Source organism: Mycobacterium sp. WUMAC-067 (genome assembly GCF_020217485.1).
Taxonomy (GTDB): Bacteria; Actinomycetota; Actinomycetes; order Mycobacteriales; family Mycobacteriaceae; genus Mycobacterium.
This window is the reverse complement of record NZ_JAEKMI010000070.1, coordinates 1-16,290: the sequence shown is the minus strand read 5'-3', so window position 1 is coordinate 16,290 and position 16,290 is coordinate 1. Positions and strand designations below refer to the sequence as shown.

Annotated in this window: 14 protein-coding genes and 1 pseudogene; 4 read left to right on the top strand and 11 right to left on the bottom strand. The window is 66.4% G+C overall.

What is annotated here, in order from left to right; translation table 11 throughout:
- A partial coding sequence (gene mobF / locus JF781_RS25740) for a MobF family relaxase (RefSeq protein ID WP_225330339.1) occupies positions 1 to 2,847 on the bottom strand: 2,847 nt, incomplete at its 3' end.
- Positions 2,848 to 3,142: 295 nt separating this feature from the next.
- Between mobF and JF781_RS25735 the strand changes: the two genes are divergently transcribed.
- The 3 genes from JF781_RS25735 (at position 3,143) to JF781_RS25725 (ending at position 5,295) form a co-directional block, all read left to right on the top strand.
- The gene (locus JF781_RS25735; protein ID WP_007172179.1) at positions 3,143 to 3,655 is read left to right on the top strand and encodes a hypothetical protein; all 513 of its coding nucleotides are present in this window, start codon (positions 3,143 to 3,145) and stop codon (positions 3,653 to 3,655) included.
- A gap of 27 nt (positions 3,656 to 3,682) precedes the next feature.
- Positions 3,683 to 4,177 (top strand): hypothetical protein, encoded by a 495-nt coding sequence (locus tag JF781_RS25730; protein WP_007172180.1) that lies wholly within the window; start codon positions 3,683 to 3,685, stop codon positions 4,175 to 4,177.
- Positions 4,178 to 4,671: 494 nt separating this feature from the next.
- Entirely contained in the window at positions 4,672 to 5,295 is a 624-nt protein-coding gene (locus tag JF781_RS25725; protein ID WP_007172181.1) for a hypothetical protein, read from the top strand.
- An 81-nt stretch (positions 5,296 to 5,376) separates the two neighbouring features.
- On the opposite strand, the gene JF781_RS25720 is transcribed toward JF781_RS25725, so the two are convergent.
- The 10 genes from JF781_RS25720 to JF781_RS25675 all read right to left on the bottom strand — a co-directional run bounded on the left by JF781_RS25720 (position 5,377) and on the right by JF781_RS25675 (position 15,734).
- The gene (locus JF781_RS25720; RefSeq protein WP_007172182.1) at positions 5,377 to 5,970 is read right to left on the bottom strand and encodes a hypothetical protein; all 594 of its coding nucleotides are present in this window, start codon (positions 5,968 to 5,970) and stop codon (positions 5,377 to 5,379) included.
- On the bottom strand, positions 5,967 to 6,551 hold the full coding sequence (locus JF781_RS25715) for a hypothetical protein (protein WP_007172183.1): 585 nt from the start codon (positions 6,549 to 6,551) through the stop codon (positions 5,967 to 5,969). Before JF781_RS25715 ends, JF781_RS25720 begins: the two co-directional genes overlap by 4 nt.
- A gap of 224 nt (positions 6,552 to 6,775) precedes the next feature.
- Entirely contained in the window at positions 6,776 to 7,246 is a 471-nt protein-coding gene (locus JF781_RS25710) for a hypothetical protein (protein WP_007172184.1), read from the bottom strand.
- Positions 7,243 to 9,444 carry a site-specific integrase gene (locus JF781_RS25705; RefSeq protein WP_047324007.1) on the bottom strand — a complete coding sequence of 734 codons (2,202 nt, stop codon included), beginning with the start codon at positions 9,442 to 9,444 and terminating at the stop codon, positions 7,243 to 7,245. Before JF781_RS25705 ends, JF781_RS25710 begins: the two co-directional genes overlap by 4 nt.
- A complete protein-coding gene (locus JF781_RS25700) occupies positions 9,441 to 11,165 on the bottom strand; it encodes a hypothetical protein (protein ID WP_007172186.1) in 1,725 nt (574 codons plus the stop codon). The genes JF781_RS25705 and JF781_RS25700 overlap by 4 nt, the downstream gene beginning before the upstream one ends.
- Positions 11,165 to 12,634 carry a site-specific integrase gene (locus JF781_RS25695; RefSeq protein ID WP_162839945.1) on the bottom strand — a complete coding sequence of 490 codons (1,470 nt, stop codon included), beginning with the start codon at positions 12,632 to 12,634 and terminating at the stop codon, positions 11,165 to 11,167. Before JF781_RS25695 ends, JF781_RS25700 begins: the two co-directional genes overlap by 1 nt.
- Before the next feature lie 89 nt (positions 12,635 to 12,723).
- Complete coding sequence (locus JF781_RS25690; RefSeq protein ID WP_007172188.1) at positions 12,724 to 13,353, bottom strand: hypothetical protein; 630 nt, start codon at positions 13,351 to 13,353, stop codon at positions 12,724 to 12,726.
- A complete protein-coding gene (locus tag JF781_RS25685) occupies positions 13,350 to 14,573 on the bottom strand; it encodes a hypothetical protein (protein ID WP_007172189.1) in 1,224 nt (407 codons plus the stop codon). Before JF781_RS25685 ends, JF781_RS25690 begins: the two co-directional genes overlap by 4 nt.
- On the bottom strand, positions 14,570 to 15,502 hold the full coding sequence (locus tag JF781_RS25680) for a tyrosine-type recombinase/integrase (protein ID WP_007172190.1): 933 nt from the start codon (positions 15,500 to 15,502) through the stop codon (positions 14,570 to 14,572). Before JF781_RS25680 ends, JF781_RS25685 begins: the two co-directional genes overlap by 4 nt.
- Positions 15,471 to 15,734 (bottom strand): hypothetical protein, encoded by a 264-nt coding sequence (locus JF781_RS25675; protein ID WP_225325868.1) that lies wholly within the window; start codon positions 15,732 to 15,734, stop codon positions 15,471 to 15,473. Before JF781_RS25675 ends, JF781_RS25680 begins: the two co-directional genes overlap by 32 nt.
- A gap of 150 nt (positions 15,735 to 15,884) precedes the next feature.
- Here JF781_RS25675 and JF781_RS25670 point away from each other — a divergent pair.
- Positions 15,885 to 16,290 (top strand): annotated as a pseudogene (locus tag JF781_RS25670) (tyrosine-type recombinase/integrase); the annotation flags it as partial.

Sequence of the window (16,290 nt, the reverse complement as noted above, 5' to 3'; positions counted from 1 at the left end):
CGTGAGACTCCCGGCACCGACGATGTGGCAGGCGTGTCCGGCGGTGAGTCCTTGTGCGGAGTCAATGGTTGCCGCATAGCCGAGGGTGACGTGCTTTATGACGTAGTGGGCGGGGAGGCGCACTGTTTGGCCGCTGCCGAGGTGGCGGGCTTTGATGCTGCCGTTTCGGTGGATTTCCAGGATTTGGAAGCGGTAGCCGTTGCGCACGTAATCGGTGGGGCTCAAGCGCAGCCGGCGGGCATTGCGGCGGGTGCGAATAAGGTCGCCGGGAGAGGCGGCAAGCCGATCAGAAAGGGTGATTTCGTGGCCGCGCCGTGTTGCCGGGTCAGCCGCGGCGAGGCGATCGAGTCGGGCTCGGGCGTTGAGGGTATCGACGATGGCGTTGGTGGGTGCTAACAGGAGGGAATCGCGGCCCGCGTCGAGGTCGGCGGCCCACGCGGTGTAGGCCATGTCGGCGGCGGTGTGATCGGCACCGACGTGCACACGCTGGTGGTCGATGTAAAACCCGAGTCCAGAGGGGTCTCCTCTGCGGATCGCCAGGGTCGCTGCGCTTTCGGCGGTGGAGCCAAAGCGAACCAACTGAGACAGCGTCAGTGAATCGGTCTTGTGGGCGATGTTGCGCAGCACGCCACCGGCTGAGATCGACGCGAGTTGGCAGTCATCACCGACCAGCCGGATGCTGGCGCCACGGGCTAAGGCGTGGGTGATCACCGCATCAAGTTCGAGCGTTCCGGCTTTGCCGGCCTCGTCGATGATGATGAGCGTGTCGCGTCCGACGTTGGTGAACCATGGCGGTGGGGCAGAGCGACTCGACCCGCTGGCCGGGTCGGCCGACCAGACGTATTTGGCGATGGTGTCGGTCGGGGCCGACAGATCCTCGCCCAGTTCGATGGCTGCCGCCGCGGTGGGGGCTAAGCCGACGATGGTCGCGCCCGAGGAGCGCCACGCATGCGACAGCGCGGCCATCGCCGTGGTCTTCCCGGTACCGGCCGGGGCCAGCGCCAACGCCACTCGGCGCCCGCTGCTTGCCATTTCCCGGACCAGTGCGACCTGGCCCTCGTTGAGTTGCTTATCGCGTGCGGCCGAGTCTGCCAGCGCCAGCTCGATATCGATGTCCTCGACCGTGCGCCCGCCGCGTCGGAGGGCGGCAGCAACGATGCGTCGCTCAGCGGCCAGCAGCTCCTGAGAGGTGTAGGTAGCGCTGCCGTGGCGGCTATGCACGCTGGTTCCATCGCGGCGACGCAGCTGCGCAGGTTCTCCCATTTCACCGTCGTCGATATCGATGTGCTGAACCGACAGCGGCTCGGCCAAAGCAGTCTCGGTGATCTTGTCGGCCAGCGTCTCGTCGGCGGCGTGCCCGCTGCCACGAACGAGGCGCTGCGCCTCGGCGAACACGTGGTGGCGTTGCCAGGTCGCGCGGGACCGGGCAACCGTGGCGATGACTTGGGCAGCGCGCGCGGTGATCCAGTCGTCATCGACAGCATCGATTTGGGGCGCCGGCGCGGACAAGACGGTGCCCAGCATCGCGGTCAGCTCCCGCACAGCGCCGAGCACCTCGATCGCTTGGCCGCGCCACATGTGGCGCTGCTCGGCGAATGATCGGGGTTCGTGTTTGGCTTCGCGGGTCTCTAGGGTCGCTTGTTGAGCCAACGCGATGGTTTCCACGTGGGTCGGCTCGCGGCCGTGGGCGGCTTGAAACTGCTTGGCCAGATCGGCGGTGCGGGCTTCGATGGCCAGCCGCCGCGACGACCACGCGGCCATCAGCTCGACTGAGATTCCCACGATTTCACGCACCGGCCTCTTGCCGCGGCCCTCGCCGACCACATCAGCGAACCGCAGCTGCAGTCGCTGTCCAAGGTGGGCTTCCAGGCGCGTGTTGTACAGCTCGGAGGCGGCCACGGTGAACTGGTGCACAGGCTGCCCGTCAAGCGCCAGCCAACGCAACACACCGTCAGGGCCCACCGTGGCGACCTTGTTGGAGATCGCGACATGGGTGTGCAGATCAGGATCGCCAGCGCGTGAATCGCGGTGGGTGAACGCCGCCCCGAGCAGCCCGGTGGTGTCGACCTGGGCGACACCACCCTTACCTGAACGGGTAAATGCGGCGTGAGTTTCTAGCCACGCCAGCGCATCACCGACCGCTACGTCGTGACATTCCTCTACCACTGTTGCGACGGCGCGCGGTGCGATCGCCCACAGCGTCGACACTGACTTCACGGGCGAAAACGTCAAGTCGTAGCCGGCGACCGCGGTCGTGCGCGCGCGAGTTTCCCGCGCGATAAACCCACTGAGTTCGCGATCGTCGGCGGGCGCGCGCTTGTACTGCTCAGCGAACATTCGGCGCGCGACAACGGTGCGGATCGCGGCGCGCGTGGGCGCGGCGATGGGCGCGTTCCAGTGCAGGCCGGCTTCTTCGTTGTGATCGCGGTAGGCCACTGCCAGGGCGCGCACAAAGGTGGTTTCGCTGTCGCGGATATGGAACTTGCGGCCCAGTTTGGCGGCTTCGGCGGCCGCGAGGCCGCGCACGCCGCATTCGGCGACATACTTGGTGATCGCATCGGCGTTGGGGTGCAAGCCTTCCCCGAACAGGGCCTTCATTTGGGCCTCGGTGACCGGCGAATCAACCGGTACGGCCCAAACTTTCGCGAGGTCTTCGGGGGGCACCGGACGTGCCCTTGTCGAGGACAGCGATGCCAGACCCGATCCCACCCATCGGCCCGGAGATTCGCCTTTGGTCGAGTAGTAGTCGATCAGCGGGGCCCGGCCGCGCGCGGTGGTGTCGACAGCAGCGACTTGCCGGATCAGGTACTGGTAACCGTCTCCGGCGGTGAGCTTGTGGCTAGTCATCGTCACTGCAGTGCAATCCCTTTCGAGGCGCACGTTAGAGACGACACCGCAGATCTGTCCTACACAGATCAGGCGGTTCTTAGGAAACTGTGACCTTAATGCAAGAGGTGTGTGGTGTCTGGGGTGGTTCAGAACGGTTGATGCCGGTGGTCATTGGTGTGTGGTGCATGAGGGTGGGATCGGCTTATGTTGTGGGACTGGGGGATCGGGAAACATTGGTGGTGGACAAATGTGGACGCACTGATGTTGGTCAGTGTGGTAGAGCGGGACAGCCGGTTCGTCGTATGGTGCGGCGATGGGAACGATCAACTCGAAATCAGCGGCGCGTAGGCGGGTTCGCGAGGCGCAGCTTAGAGCGAACGAGGCACGCGTGGAGTGCGAGCGGCAAAACGTCGATGACGCGGCGTCGTTACTCGTTGAGCTGGGTCGCCTGGCGGCCGTGGAGGAGTGGGAGGCAACTCGCATCCTCGAGATTCGGGCAGAGGCAGAGCGGCGTCGGCACACGCACCGCCAGGCCGGCGGCATCGCGGTGGCTCGAATGCAGGGTCGCGGCGAATCACTCGCGGCGATAGCGGAATTGGCTGGGGTCAAAGTCGGTAGCGTTCGGATGATGTTAAAGGCGGCGAGCGCGCACACTGGCGCGGCGGTGCAAGCACTAGGTGAGGGCAACGGCGCGGCGGCCCCTGGCGCGGCGCCGTTGGCACTAGGTGCGAACGGCGTTACTGCGCATGACGATGGCGCGGCGGCGCAAGCACTAGGTGCGAATGGCGCTGCGGCGCATGACGAAGGTGTCGGTGGCCGGGTTTAGCGTGGGCGCGTGCGTGTTCATCTGGGGATGCCGCTGTGGGTCGATCCTGTTGTGCACGCCGACGAATGCCGGCGCTTTGACTCCGACGTGGTGCAAGGACCCGGCGCTGACGACTGCGATTTTTTCACGGGGGCTATCGGTAAAGACGGATATGGCCGGTTCTTCATTTACCGTGGGGGTAAAGGGATTTGCGTGCGGCCGCACCGGTACGCGCTGGCGCGTCGACTCAGTGTGCTCCTTCAGCCAGACGAGTTGGGCCTGCACGAGTGCGATAGCCCGCTGTGCGTGAAAGTCTGTGCGGCCGAGGCGACATTCCAGCATGTGGTAATCGGCACTCAGAGTGAAAATATGCGACGAATGGCCCGGATGCGGCGCGGAGGAGGCCGCAGGTCGATTCCCAGTGATGGGTTATGGGCTCGGCGGGAGCGCTCGGTCGCGTTGCACACGGTGTTGCGGGAACGCGGCTGGGATCGGGCCGCAGTGGAGGCGGCGCGCCTCGGTGATATGCCGATGTTGTGGTGAGGGTGTAAGCACTGTTGGTGATTTAGCCGGCGAGTACTGCCGGTCGTGCTGCGCTGCTGTGGGAACGGGGTGGATGCGATCCAGCCGATAGACGGCGGTATGCATCGCCCAGTAGACGGCGACGATGTTGGCCCCGGGTATCACGCTGGCTAAGACGGGCCCGCACGTCGGCCGGATTGCTTCACCGTATGCGGCTGCGGCGCACTGCTCGGGGCTGGGAAGAACCCTGGCCGGGGCGCTGTGGGCGGTGTGAGGCGACGCTTGGCGCCAACAGGGTGCTTGTCGGACTAGTTCAGTGCACTTGCGGGTCGATGCACCGTACTCACTTCTGCCGCAGGACGAGCGGAATTGCATCTGCTGCAACATAATTGCTCGGTTGAGAGCGAGTATAGCGCCCAGTAAAGCGCGTCCCGCGGACATCGGATCACACCTCAGAAAGGGTGCTGTCTCGACACTTACGTCTGGCGCATCATTGTCGCATCTAGTACAACAGGATGGTGGGCGTCGAGTTGCCGGGGTCAGCAGCGCTGTCGCTGGTGTCGAAAGTGCTTCCGTTGGATCCAGAAGCCACGGTCTTCACCGCGATGCTGTCTGGCTGGGCTGATCAGCAGCGAGCCCGGGTGTGCAAGCCACCGACGGTGCAGGCGCGGGCGAGCGTGGTGCGCCGTTTCGCCGAGTTCACCGGGACGTATCCCTGGCAGTGGCAAGCAGATGACGCGGATGCGTTTTTCTCCCAACTGCTTTCCGGTGCGGAGCCAAAAGCTGACTCGACGGTACGGGGATACCAAAACGCATTGCGGTTGTTCGGCGACTTCGTTACTGACACGCGATATGGATGGGCGTCTTTGTGCGCTGAGCGGTTCGGGCAGGCCCCGGCACAGATCCTGCATGACTGGAACACCGTGCGTCACGTCAACGAGTTTGAGGGGCGGCCGGGACGGCGCCCGCTGAGCTATGACGAGGTTCAAGAGCTCTTCGATGCCGCCGATGGCTTGGTAGATCAGGCGCGACTTCGCCACCGCAAGGGAGCGTTGTCAGCGTTGCGGGACTCGACGCTGCTGAAGACCGTCTACGCGTATGGGCTGCTCTCCGGGGCTCAACCAGATGCAGCGGCGTGATTCTCTGAGTTTGTGCAGTTCAGAAGCTGATGTTGGGATGCTATCTGCTGCAACAGGTGTGGTGCAAGTCGACTCGCGGTTTCAGCGGGGCCGGCCTGGCGCGTTGAGTCGGGCCATGAGTTCGCGGTTGGTAGCGCGGGCGGCGGCGAGGTCTTCGTCGCGTTCGTCGAGTTGTTGTTGTTGGTCGAGGACCTGCTGTTCGAGATGGGTGATCCGTTGGTGGAGTGCATCGATGTCGGTTGGGGCGTCGAGCCCGGACTCGCGCCATGTTTGTTCGCCGAGTGCTTGGGAGAGCCGCTGCTCGAGTTGGCGGATGCGGGCGTTGAGCCGGGCGGCGCGTTCGTGGGCGGCGAGCAGGTCGGCCTGCAGTGAGGCTTGGGTGACCGTGGGGCCGGTGTGTTCGTCGGGGACTGGATCTGTTTGCAGCGCATGGATTTTCTCGAGTAGGTCGCGGTACCGATAGAGGAATGTGCGGTCGACTCCGGCCGCACGAGCGATCGCGGCCGCGCTGAGCCGGTCGCCGGCGGCTGCGGCTTGGTCGATCGCGGCCAGCACGCGCCGGCGTCGGCGCATCGAGTCGCCGCGACGGCCGTCGAGCATCGATCGGGTGCGTGTGCTCGACGAGACAGATTGTGCGCGTGTGTGATTCGACGTGGTGTCGGTGGTTGTGGTCATGCGGTGGCCTCCGAAGCGGGGGTTGCTGGTGCGGGTGGGGTGGCGGCGAGGGTGGGCATGCCGAGCGGGACCGTGTGGGCCGCACGATGACGACGCACGATGGCGACCGCGTCGTTGATCTGCGCTCGCTCCGTGTCGTCGAGTTCGGCGATGTCGCCTTTGATCCTGTTGATCAGTCGCCGGATTCGGGTGATCTCCTCCTCGGTGGGGGTGGCGTCGGCGCGGGCCCATTCGTCCACTCCGTCGATGGTGGCGGCCAGCCGTTCGCGGGTGCGCAGCAGGTCGTCCAGGTATGCCTGCAGGTCGGGCAGGAAGGCGATGTTGGTGCGGAAGTGATCGCAGCCGACGCAGCGGAATCGGATCGGGCAGGCACCGCCGCCGGCCTTGACGTTGGTTGGTTCGGTGCAGGTGCCGTCGGGGACGGCGACCTCGCCGATGGCGTGGCGGGCGCGCTCGGAGTCCAGCAGGGCGTGTGCGTCACGCCAGATCCGGTTGCCGTGCCGGTCGAAGCTGAGCGTGGTGACCGTGTCGACGGCGTCGCGGCGGCGGTCCTCGCCGATGCGGTAGTAGCGGCGGGTCACCGAATAGCTTCGGTGATCGAGCAGTTCGGCCAGGACGTCGATCGGGATGCCGGCGTCGGCGTGGCGTTGGGCGTAGGAATGGCTTGTCTCCGCAGTGGCTGTGTGCGGTCGGGTTCGTGTTGCGTTTGACGTGGCCGATTCTCGGCGTGGAGTTCGTGACGCTGATCGCCGTTCGTGTGGCGATAACGCGAAACCGATTGTGATGGACGTCACTGCCGGGTCGGTCAGCATGGTCCCATTACCCTCTGCTGGTATTTCGGGCGATTCGACGCGAGGCGGGTGATGCCTGCCGCCGGGTCGTTGGCCGTGCGGAGCCGAAGGATCTCGTCGTGCTGGGCAGCGATCCGGGCCAGGGCCTGGCTTCGGAAGTTGGTGAGCTCCTGGATTGTCGAGTTGACGTGGGCGAGGTTGTTTTTCAGCTTCTCGACCTCCGTCTTGAGGCGTTCGATCTGTGCGGTTTTCGGGTCCGGGGTTTCTCCGGCCTGCTGAAGCTGCTGGAGGCGGTGCTCGAATTCGGCGCGTAGGTGTGCGTAGGGCCGGGTGCCGTAGAAGGCGGTGCGGTCGACCCCGGCTGATAGTGCGAGGGTCTTGATATCGCAGTTGCCGCCGGGTGAGATCTCGCCGCGCAGAAGCCGGTCCATGGCGGCGCGGATGCGGTTCTCGTTGTGGATGCGTTGGGCGGCAGTGATTCTCATGCCTGTTCCTCGGGTGCGCTGGTTCCTGTGGCAGTGTCGATGCTGGTGATGACCTGGACGGCGCGGTCGTAGTCGGCCTGCAGACGAGCGCGTTCGGCGGTTCGGGTTTTGCCGAGTTGGCCGAGGAAGGTTTTGGTGCGTTCGGCGTGCTCGGCCCAGACGGGCCGGTGGTGCTGGTGGTGGGTGGCCTGCGGGCAGCGTGCGGAGTCACACATGCCGATCATCGGCCGGTCCGCGGTCAGGGTGCCTGCAAGTTTCAGGCAGAGCGCGCGGGAGGGGTCGGTGAACCAGCAGTAGTTCGCTGGGCCGAGGTGCAGCGCCGTGGCGCGTTTGGACAGCAGGTTGAGGATGTCGCGGTCGTTGCGCTGGATCTTCGGCGCCGCAGTGGCTTTGGTGTTCGGGTCGGTGTCGATGGTGGCGAAGAATTCGGTCAGGCTGCGGGCGCCGGGTCCGGCGGGCAGGATGCCTTGCTGGTAGTTGCGGAACTCGGCCAGCACGAGCTTGAGTATGTGGTCGGCCTCGAGCTTGTTGACCTCGGCCAGCAACTCTGCTTGAGCGCCGCCCGGTCGAGCCGCGTAGCCTTCCGTTGTCGCCGCGGCGATATGTTTGAGGTGCAGTTTTGCGGCGAGGACACCGCCAGGCCGGTAAGCCATCTCCAGGGCAACCGTTCTTCTGAGCATACGCAGTGCTACTGGTTCGTCGGGGATCGGGACGAGTCCGAGACGGGCTCCGGCCGGGGAATTCACCCAGGCGCGGAACCAGAGGTAGCGGACTCGGAAGCTGAACCGGGACAGCAGGAGAACACCGTCACGCGGGTCGTCGTGGAGCTGCTCGATGAGTTCGATCGCGCGGTGGACCGGTTCGATGACGACCCATTCGTCGTCGGTGCCGCCGAGGCCCTGACCTTTGATGATTTTGCTGGCGATGCGATAGCACTTCAGGCCGGAGATCGGTTCCTCGACCGGGCGGCAGCCGACCCGCAGTTCCATCAGCTCACTGGCCCGCATTCCGGACGCGCCAGCCAGGACAACGATCGCTGCGGTGCGGGCGATGCCGACCATGGCGACCGCTTCGGACCGGTGCACTGGCAGTGTCCAAGGCAGCAAGGTCGCACCATCGGCGGCCGGGACTTCGGCGGCGTTGCGGCCGAAGATCTTCTCGACTCCGACGGTGTTGAGGGTGTCGATCAGCGGTTTGCGCAGTGTGGGCATCCATTTCGCCCAGAACTGGACGTATCCGGCCTGCCGCGCCAGGGTCCCGGTGGAGACCGGCAGCAGCGGGTCGTTCGCGTCCCAGCCAGCCTTGAGTCTGCGGTTGACGTCGTGTTCTTCGAGCATCGGCAGCGGTGTGTCGGTCGCCCTGTGGTCGGCCAGCAGCATCGTGATGTCGCTGACCATCGCCGGGGAGCCGTGACGAAGCCCGGGGGCTCCGGTAGCCCAGACACGGTCGATCTTGCGGATCTGCTCGTTCAGCTCGACAACGTGCGGGCCGAGGATCTGCACCAGGTGCAGGGCCGCGGCCAGCATCGGCTGCAGCACTTCGGCAGGAACGGCAGGTGTCTTGTTTCCGTCGCGACCAGAAGGCATTTCGGCGACCGCGGATGCTGTTGCGCCGCCCCAGGGGCGCAGATCGGCCGGAACCCGGTCGGCGGTGAACAGGTCACGGTAGTCGACCAGATCGACGATCATCTGCGCGGCTGCGCGCCGGACGCCTGGGCTCTGCTCGCCAACGATGACGCCGTCGGGGTCGATCACGTAGCGTCGGAACGCCAGGTATTCCTCGCAGAGGTGGGTGTCGAGCTCGGTGAGGGCAGTGATGCCCCGCTGATCGAGCCAGCCGAAGAACTTGCCGGCCTCGTAGAGGCGGCTGTAGCAGCTGGTCAGATGCAGTGGGGTGCGGTAGGCGCGTGGCAGACGGACCACGGCATTGTGATTCGGGGCCAGCAGCGCCAGGATCAGCTCCTTGGCGACCAGCCGCCAGCGGGTGTCGGTGATGGTGGTGAAGTCGAATCGGCGTCGGTAAAGGGCCATTTGGACCGGGAGCCCGACCACGTCGGTGAAATCCCACAGGTCGTCGTCGAATACCGGTCGTGGCGTGCCGCCCGGCAGCGTGAGCCCGGCGTCGCGGCAGATGTCCGCGCCGGTGAACGGCGACCGTGGTTGAACGCCGGGTGCTGCGGTCGCGATTGTGCTCGTCATGCGGTGCGTTCCTCTGGGCGCAAGGGGATTTCGTCGTCGCTGTCGGTGACGCGTGCGGCTGCGACAGCGAGTTCGGCGGGGTCGAAGCGGTCGAGGATCTGGTCGATCCGGGCGGCGTAGGGGCCGAAGACGGTCATGAAGTGGGCGGCGGGCATCTGCTGCCACTGGCGCGAGAAGAATGCCTTGAGCCGCAGCAGGTTCACTGCGTGCCGCGGAGCGAACACCGCCAGCGGGCAGAGCAGGCAGACCCAGGGACGTGCCGGGCATGGTTTGCCTGCCGGCCCGTGTAACCCGGCCAGCTGATCGGCGCAGGCTGCGGTGAACACATCCCGCGCGCCACCGACCAGCTCGGCGAGCACGCCTTCGTCGAGCTTCATCACCGCCAGCAGCTGCGGGTAACCCTCGGCGAGCGCCGCCGCGTCTTCCTCGGTGATCACGGCCGGAGGGTGCGCGCGGCGGAGGATGTCGTGCTGGGCGTCGGCGATGATCGTCTCGACGGCGTGGCGTTGACCGGGAGTCGTCGCCGACAGGTAGTGGTCACCCTCGACCGCGGGCGTGTGGTTCGGGTCGATCGTGGCGCGCGCATTCCCGGTCCAGGACTTCTTGTCCCGCATCGCGTGATGGGTGGTGCGGATGCGGGACCGGTGCAGTTTCATCGGCTGACCGTCGTCGCCGACGATGCCATGGCGGCGCATCCACCGGCCAATCGCGGACCGGTTCACGTCATCGAGGCGGCGGGAGTAGCCGGGCTGGCTCATCCCCAACCACAGCGTGGTGCGCTCGTCCGGCGGCACGAAGCTGCGCAACAGCGCCGAGTGCGCCAGCCACTGCTCGAGCAACCGCACCGCCGGCCGCGGCAACGTCGCGCTCTCGGCGGCGGTGCGCCGTTTGATATAGGACAGCAGAACAGTCGAATCCCCGGCCCAGTCGATGTCCCCGATGTCCAAGTCGGCGATGCCGTCGGGGACGATGCCGGAATAGATCCCGAACAGCAGCCGGTAGGCGATCACGACCTCGAGATGCGGGAACATCGCCAGCGCAGCCTCGTGGAAGACAGCGATGACTCCTCGATGACGGAAAACGTTGATGGACATGCCAATTTCCTCAGCAGCTTCGCTGCTGCCAAGCGGGCCGAGTGTCGACAACAGCCAGCAGAAGTTCTGATGAGTCCACGCACCCGTGCCCGGATGCCGCCCTCCGGCGGCGGACGCCAGCGCGCGCCGATGTGCCGCGTAGGAGTCGTCGACCTGCTGTCGGCAGGCCATGGTCAGCCGCTGCCATGCGCCCTCGGAATAGGGCGGCAACGGGCGCCGATTGCGCTGAATGTTGAAGTGCCGCCCTGCGGCCAGCTCCAGCACCCCCTCGCCGAGACGGCCGCCGGATCGCGCATAACCTTCCACCAAGTACCGAGTCAGCGCCTCCAGCCAGTTCGGGCCCGCCATCCAGAACTGCGCCAGCTGTCCGCGCCGCAGATCGCCGACACCGCCGGTGAAACCCTGATCAGAAAGTGTTCGCACCATCCTGTGCAACCCACGCACGTACTGGTCGACGGTGCCAGCAGTATCGACGCTGCCGTGAGGATGGATCAGCTCCACCAACCCGGTGGCCAGATCACGCACCAACCCGGGGTTCGGCAACCCCGTGAGATCGAATGCAGCTCTGCTGCCGTCGCTGAACACGCAGGCCAAACGCAGCGGATCATCGAGCACCGTCGTCGGCATCACAGCTCCTCTTCGGTGTCGTCGTCGAACTCGGCGTCGGCTTCCCGCTGTGCGGCGGTATCCTCGGTGAGTCCCGCTGCGGCTCCGGCGGTTTCGTAGGCTTGCCGGTAAATCCGCGTCGTATCAAGACGTTTCAGGTATTTCTCGGTCGTCAGAACCGTGGAATGCCCGAGCAAATCGCGCAGCACCAGCAGCGGGTCGGCCTTGGTCAGGTAGAACACCAGCGCTGCGTCGGCGTCGGTGTCGCATACCAGCTTCGCTGCCTGTCGGTAATAGCCGGTCACCAGATATTCCAGCGTCTGCATCGAGAACGAGTGGCGGAGTCGGTGCGGGTGGACGTGCGGGAACCGTGGTTCGAACCGTGCGCGGATCCGGTCGGAGGTGCGTTCGAACACCGTCGCCCACGCCGTGAACGGGCCACCATCACCCTTCACCGCTAGCAGGCACGACCCGCCCTCGGGTGCCACCAGCCGCCGTCGCTCGGCCGGGGTGAGCGACTCCCAGGACCGGCGGACGCCGTTGATCCGGCCGCCACGGGCGTCCGGTTCGGTGACCTGCAGCGGTTCGCCCCGGCGTCGTGGTGGCCGCCAGGCCGATCCGTCGGTGACGGCAGCGCGGTCGAGCTGCAGGTAGTCGTGCAGCCCGGCCAAGGCGTCGTAGGAGATCCAGGTGGTTCTGAACTTGCGGCCCTTGGTGATTCCCGCAGGCACCGGAAACGGGATCGGGATCACCGTCGGCGCCGGCGGCAGAGCCGGGATTTCCCACGGCAGCAGATGTGTGAACTCGCCCAGCCGCAACCCGGTCGCCAGCGCGAGGTCCCCGATCGCGGCGTTGCGGGTCATCTCCCGGCCCGCGAACCCGGTGTCGCGGGTGCCATCCGGCGCCAAACCGCGCAACCCCTTCCGGAACAGGTCGGTGAAGTCCGGCTCCAAATACTTGATGGTCACATGCGGTTTCGGGGTGCGGCGCACCGCCAAGTTCACCCGGACATCGCGGCCGGTGCCGGCGAAGACCGCTCGCGCGGATCGGTAGGTGAACGGCTCCGCCTCGGCGTATCCCTCGTCCATCGCCCACCGGTAGAACAGCGACAGGATGCTCATGTGCTGCGCCCACGTGGTCGCCGCGAATCTCGCCCGGATTGCTCCGGCGGCGCGGTGCTCGGCGTATCGGCTCAGCCCTGCCTTGAGCCGGTCTCGCGAATCGAACAGGCCCACACCGTGTTCGGCGAGGAATTCCGTCCATTCCTTGACCGCCCGCGCGTAGTTCTCCCACGAACTCGGCGCCGGAGCCCCGCTGGCCGGAAGCAGCCGCAACCACCGATTGATCACCGTCGTCGGCCGCGGCACGGCCGGGCCGTCCTCGAACAGCAAGTCGTCATCGATCAGCACCGGCATCCCCTCTGGGATCACCGGCCGGTGCTCGACACCCCAGGACTGCCAGCCCTGCGACGAGAAAAAGCTCAAGATCACGACTGGAGACCATACAAACACCACACGGCCTCACCAAAGCAGAAACGCCGAGCACGCCCGGGCCTTTCAGGCCAATCGCAACACGGGAACTAAGCGGGGACAATGTGCCGGTAGGCGTAGGGCACGATCTTGGTCATGTCAAACTCGACTCCATCGCGGGTGCGCAGTGTCGGCAGGTCGGCCACCCAGTCGCGGTGGCGCGCCTGCAGGGTGGTTCTGCTGATTGCCTTGTGCCCGTCGGGATTTCGATAGGGCGTGGGCAGCAGCTTCAGCTTCGCGGCCAGGGTGTGGGGGAAGCGTTGACGGATTCGTTGTTGTTGGCCGGTGATCACCGCGGCGGTGGCCGTGCTGATCGGCAGCCGTCGGCCGAGCCGGTTGGCTTTGATGTTGTCGTAGACCAGTACGTCGCCGCCGTCTTTGTCGCGGGCCAGGCAATCCAGCGGCAGATTGAGGATGTCCTCGGGGCGGCGGCCGGTGTCGATGCCGATCTGGGTGGCGACCCTGACCTCGACGGGTTCGAGGGAGTCGAGGTTGGCGCACAGGACGGCCATGATCTCCGGTGGCAGGCATCGGCCGGGCTCGCCGCGTTCGGGGTCGGCGGGGATGTCGGCGCGTTCGATGGCGCAGTCGCCGGGCAACCCGGCCGCCGGCCGTCCGGTTCTCGTCAGCCCCAGGGATCGGATCCCGGCCAACACCTGCCGCATGTCACGGCAGATCATGTTGCGGCGGTAGCGACCGATCTGGCCGGTGAACTCCAGATGGCCGAGCCGGTTGAGGAATCCCTCCAAGTCGGTCCGGCCCAGCGCGGTCGGGTCAAGCCCGTGATCGGGTCGGCGATGCAAGTGCTCGGACAGCAGCCCGATGCTGTTGATCTTGCCGCGAACGCGAGAGGCGCCGCTGCCGCGGTGCTGGGGCAGTTGCTCGGCAGCCCACCGCTTCGCGGCCCCGGCCAGCCAGGGCTGGGTGATCTTGGTGAACGACAGCGTGCCGGGGTACCGAAGATCGCCAGATCCCAGCGGTCCTTATCCTGCTCGACACCCGGATCGGCCAACACGCGGCGGGCGTCGCGGGCGAACGAGGCCAGCACCGAGCGTGCACGCTTGCCGGGAGCCAGGCCCGGATCGCAGTCGTGGATCGAGCCGACCTGGTGGCGACGCAGCGTGTCGCAGACCGCTCGCAGCACAACGTCGGTGAGCCGCAAGCCATCCCTAACACGGGTCTGCAAGCCCGTCAGCACTTCCACAACTACCAGGGAAGGCAGCGCCCGCAGGTTGACCTGCCCCGGCTCGGCCACGCCCGATTCCCGGACCCGCCACCACTGTTCATCGAGTTCGGCATGCTCTTGCTGGTCCACGCTCCATCGCTGATAGTGGGTCGTGCAGTAGCCGATCGCGCCGTCGGCCGTGCGGGTGCACGCCGGCACCAGGCATGCCGGCAGCGGCGGCCTTGGCCGCACTCGCGGATCGCTCACGAACTGTTCCAGCGAGATCGGGATGCGCCTGCCCCGGAACTGTTGGGCGTGCGGTTCACACATCACCGCGTCCCGCACCGTCGGCGTGCACCGGCACTGCGGGACGGCGCAGCGTTCCGCGGGAACCGGTGCGGCGGGCAGGCTTTCGGCAGCGGCGATGTCCTCGACGCTCATGCCCATGCCGGTCAGCCTGGTGAAACATCGGTGGCAGATCTCGGGGGCGTCGTTGTGGACGGTTCCGACGCATCGTTCCACCCGGCACACCTTCCGGCCGAGCAGCCGATGCTGCGCGGGCAAGTACAGCACCCGGGTCACCGGATCCCATCCGGCCTCGTCAAGCAGTCCTTGGTCCAGCGCCCTGGCCAGGTGCGTGGCCGCGCCACTCAGGGCGGCCCCGTCCAACACATGCGCGAACTTGCAGGATTCCTCATCGCCCGGGATCGTCCTGGCCGACGTCACGGCGGTCACCGGCTCGCTCCGGTCTGTTCGCGGGGGCTGGGCACCGCGTCCACCGCGGCCCGCAGTCGAGATGCGTCCGGATGCAGGTAGATCTGGGACGAGGAGACAGCCGCGTGTCCGAGCAAATCAGCGACCACGTCGATACCGGCCCCGGCGTCGACGACGTTGCTGCCGTAGGCGTGTCGCAGCTGGTGCGGGCGGACCGGGGTGTCCAATCCGGCCCGGCGGGAGACCGCTGCCATCAGCTCGCCGATCGCGTCGGGCCGCATCGGCGCGCCGACGCGGCCGCGGAACAGGTTGACGAACACGAAATCACTACCCGCCGCGGCCGGAACTCGCATGCGCTCGAACTCGTAGACGTCGAATGCTTGCACGACAAGGAAATCCAGCGGCACCACCCGCTGTCGGCGCGATTTGGCCCACGCCCCGTTCGGGTTGTCGTCTCGGCGCACCACATGCAGATGCGCCCGAGCGACCTCGCATCCCAACCGGCGCGAATCCACCAGCAGGTGCACATCACTGCGCCGCAGCCCGCACACCTCGCCCCGACGCAGCCCGCCCCTGGCCATCAGCAGCACGATCAGCTTGTCCCGCGTGGACCGGCAGGCCCGCAGCAGCGCGACGATCTGCTCATCGCTGGCCCGATCGATCGTCGTTTCCGGTTCCCGCAACCGGTGCCGGGCCCGCATCCGCCATGCCAGGTGGCCATCGTCGTTGCGGGCTTCCGCCGGCAGGTCTCGGTCATCGGCCACCTCGTACAGCATCGACACCAAACCCGCCGAGCCGTTGCCGGTCGCGACCGCGTGCACCACCATCCCCCGCACCGCGGTGAGCACCCCGTTGATCCGCGATGGGCCCCGCGCCGGGGCGGCCCCCGGACCGGCCAACACCACTCCCGAAGCGACGTCATCGACGCCCGCTGGCCAGCGGTCCGGCATGGGCCAGCCACGTCATGAACAACGCGAACTGCTCGACACCGGCCTGCCAGGACCGGCCCGTCCTGGCGCACCAGCGCAGGAACAACGCGATCGCGTGTGCATACGCCTTCGTCGTGGATTCCGCGCCGTCGCGGCCGAACCGCTGATGCCGCAGATACTCATCGGCGATGCCGACTACCTGCAGATCCTCATCCAGCACCGTCCAATACCGTTGCCCGGACGGCAAACTCACCGGAAACGCTCGCATGGGCCCTCGCTTTCAAGTCGACAGTCAGAAACGACTACCAGCCACGAGCACCACACCCACGGAGAAACGCCGCACCGCCCACCAGATCACCCACTACGAGCGACGTCATGCAACAGGTCGCAGACCCCCGGAGAAGGCTTGCGGCGCCAAGAGGCGGTGGGGCTAGACCTGGTGGATCTGAGATCGAATCCAAAGCTACCGTCCTACGGGCGTTTTGGCGGCGTATTCGTCCGATTCGGAAAAGCGTCCCGCGGTAGTTCGCCGAAGCGACGCGTCGTGCTGACGGTGCCGGAAATGGACTGGATTGTCCAGGTTTTCGAGTCCTACCTGGAGGAGGTTCGTCCATGCTTTCGAGCGGGCCGGCATCCGGCGTTATGGGTCACCGAACGTTGCGGCCGTCTCTCCAGACGCGCCGCGAACGAGGCCTTTGTGGCTGCGCGTGACGCCGCGGGGTTGCCGCAGGAGCTGGACCTGCATTCGCTGCGCCAGACCCTACGTCACACACCTGACCGAATTCGATTACCCGGAGCGCTTCGTGCAA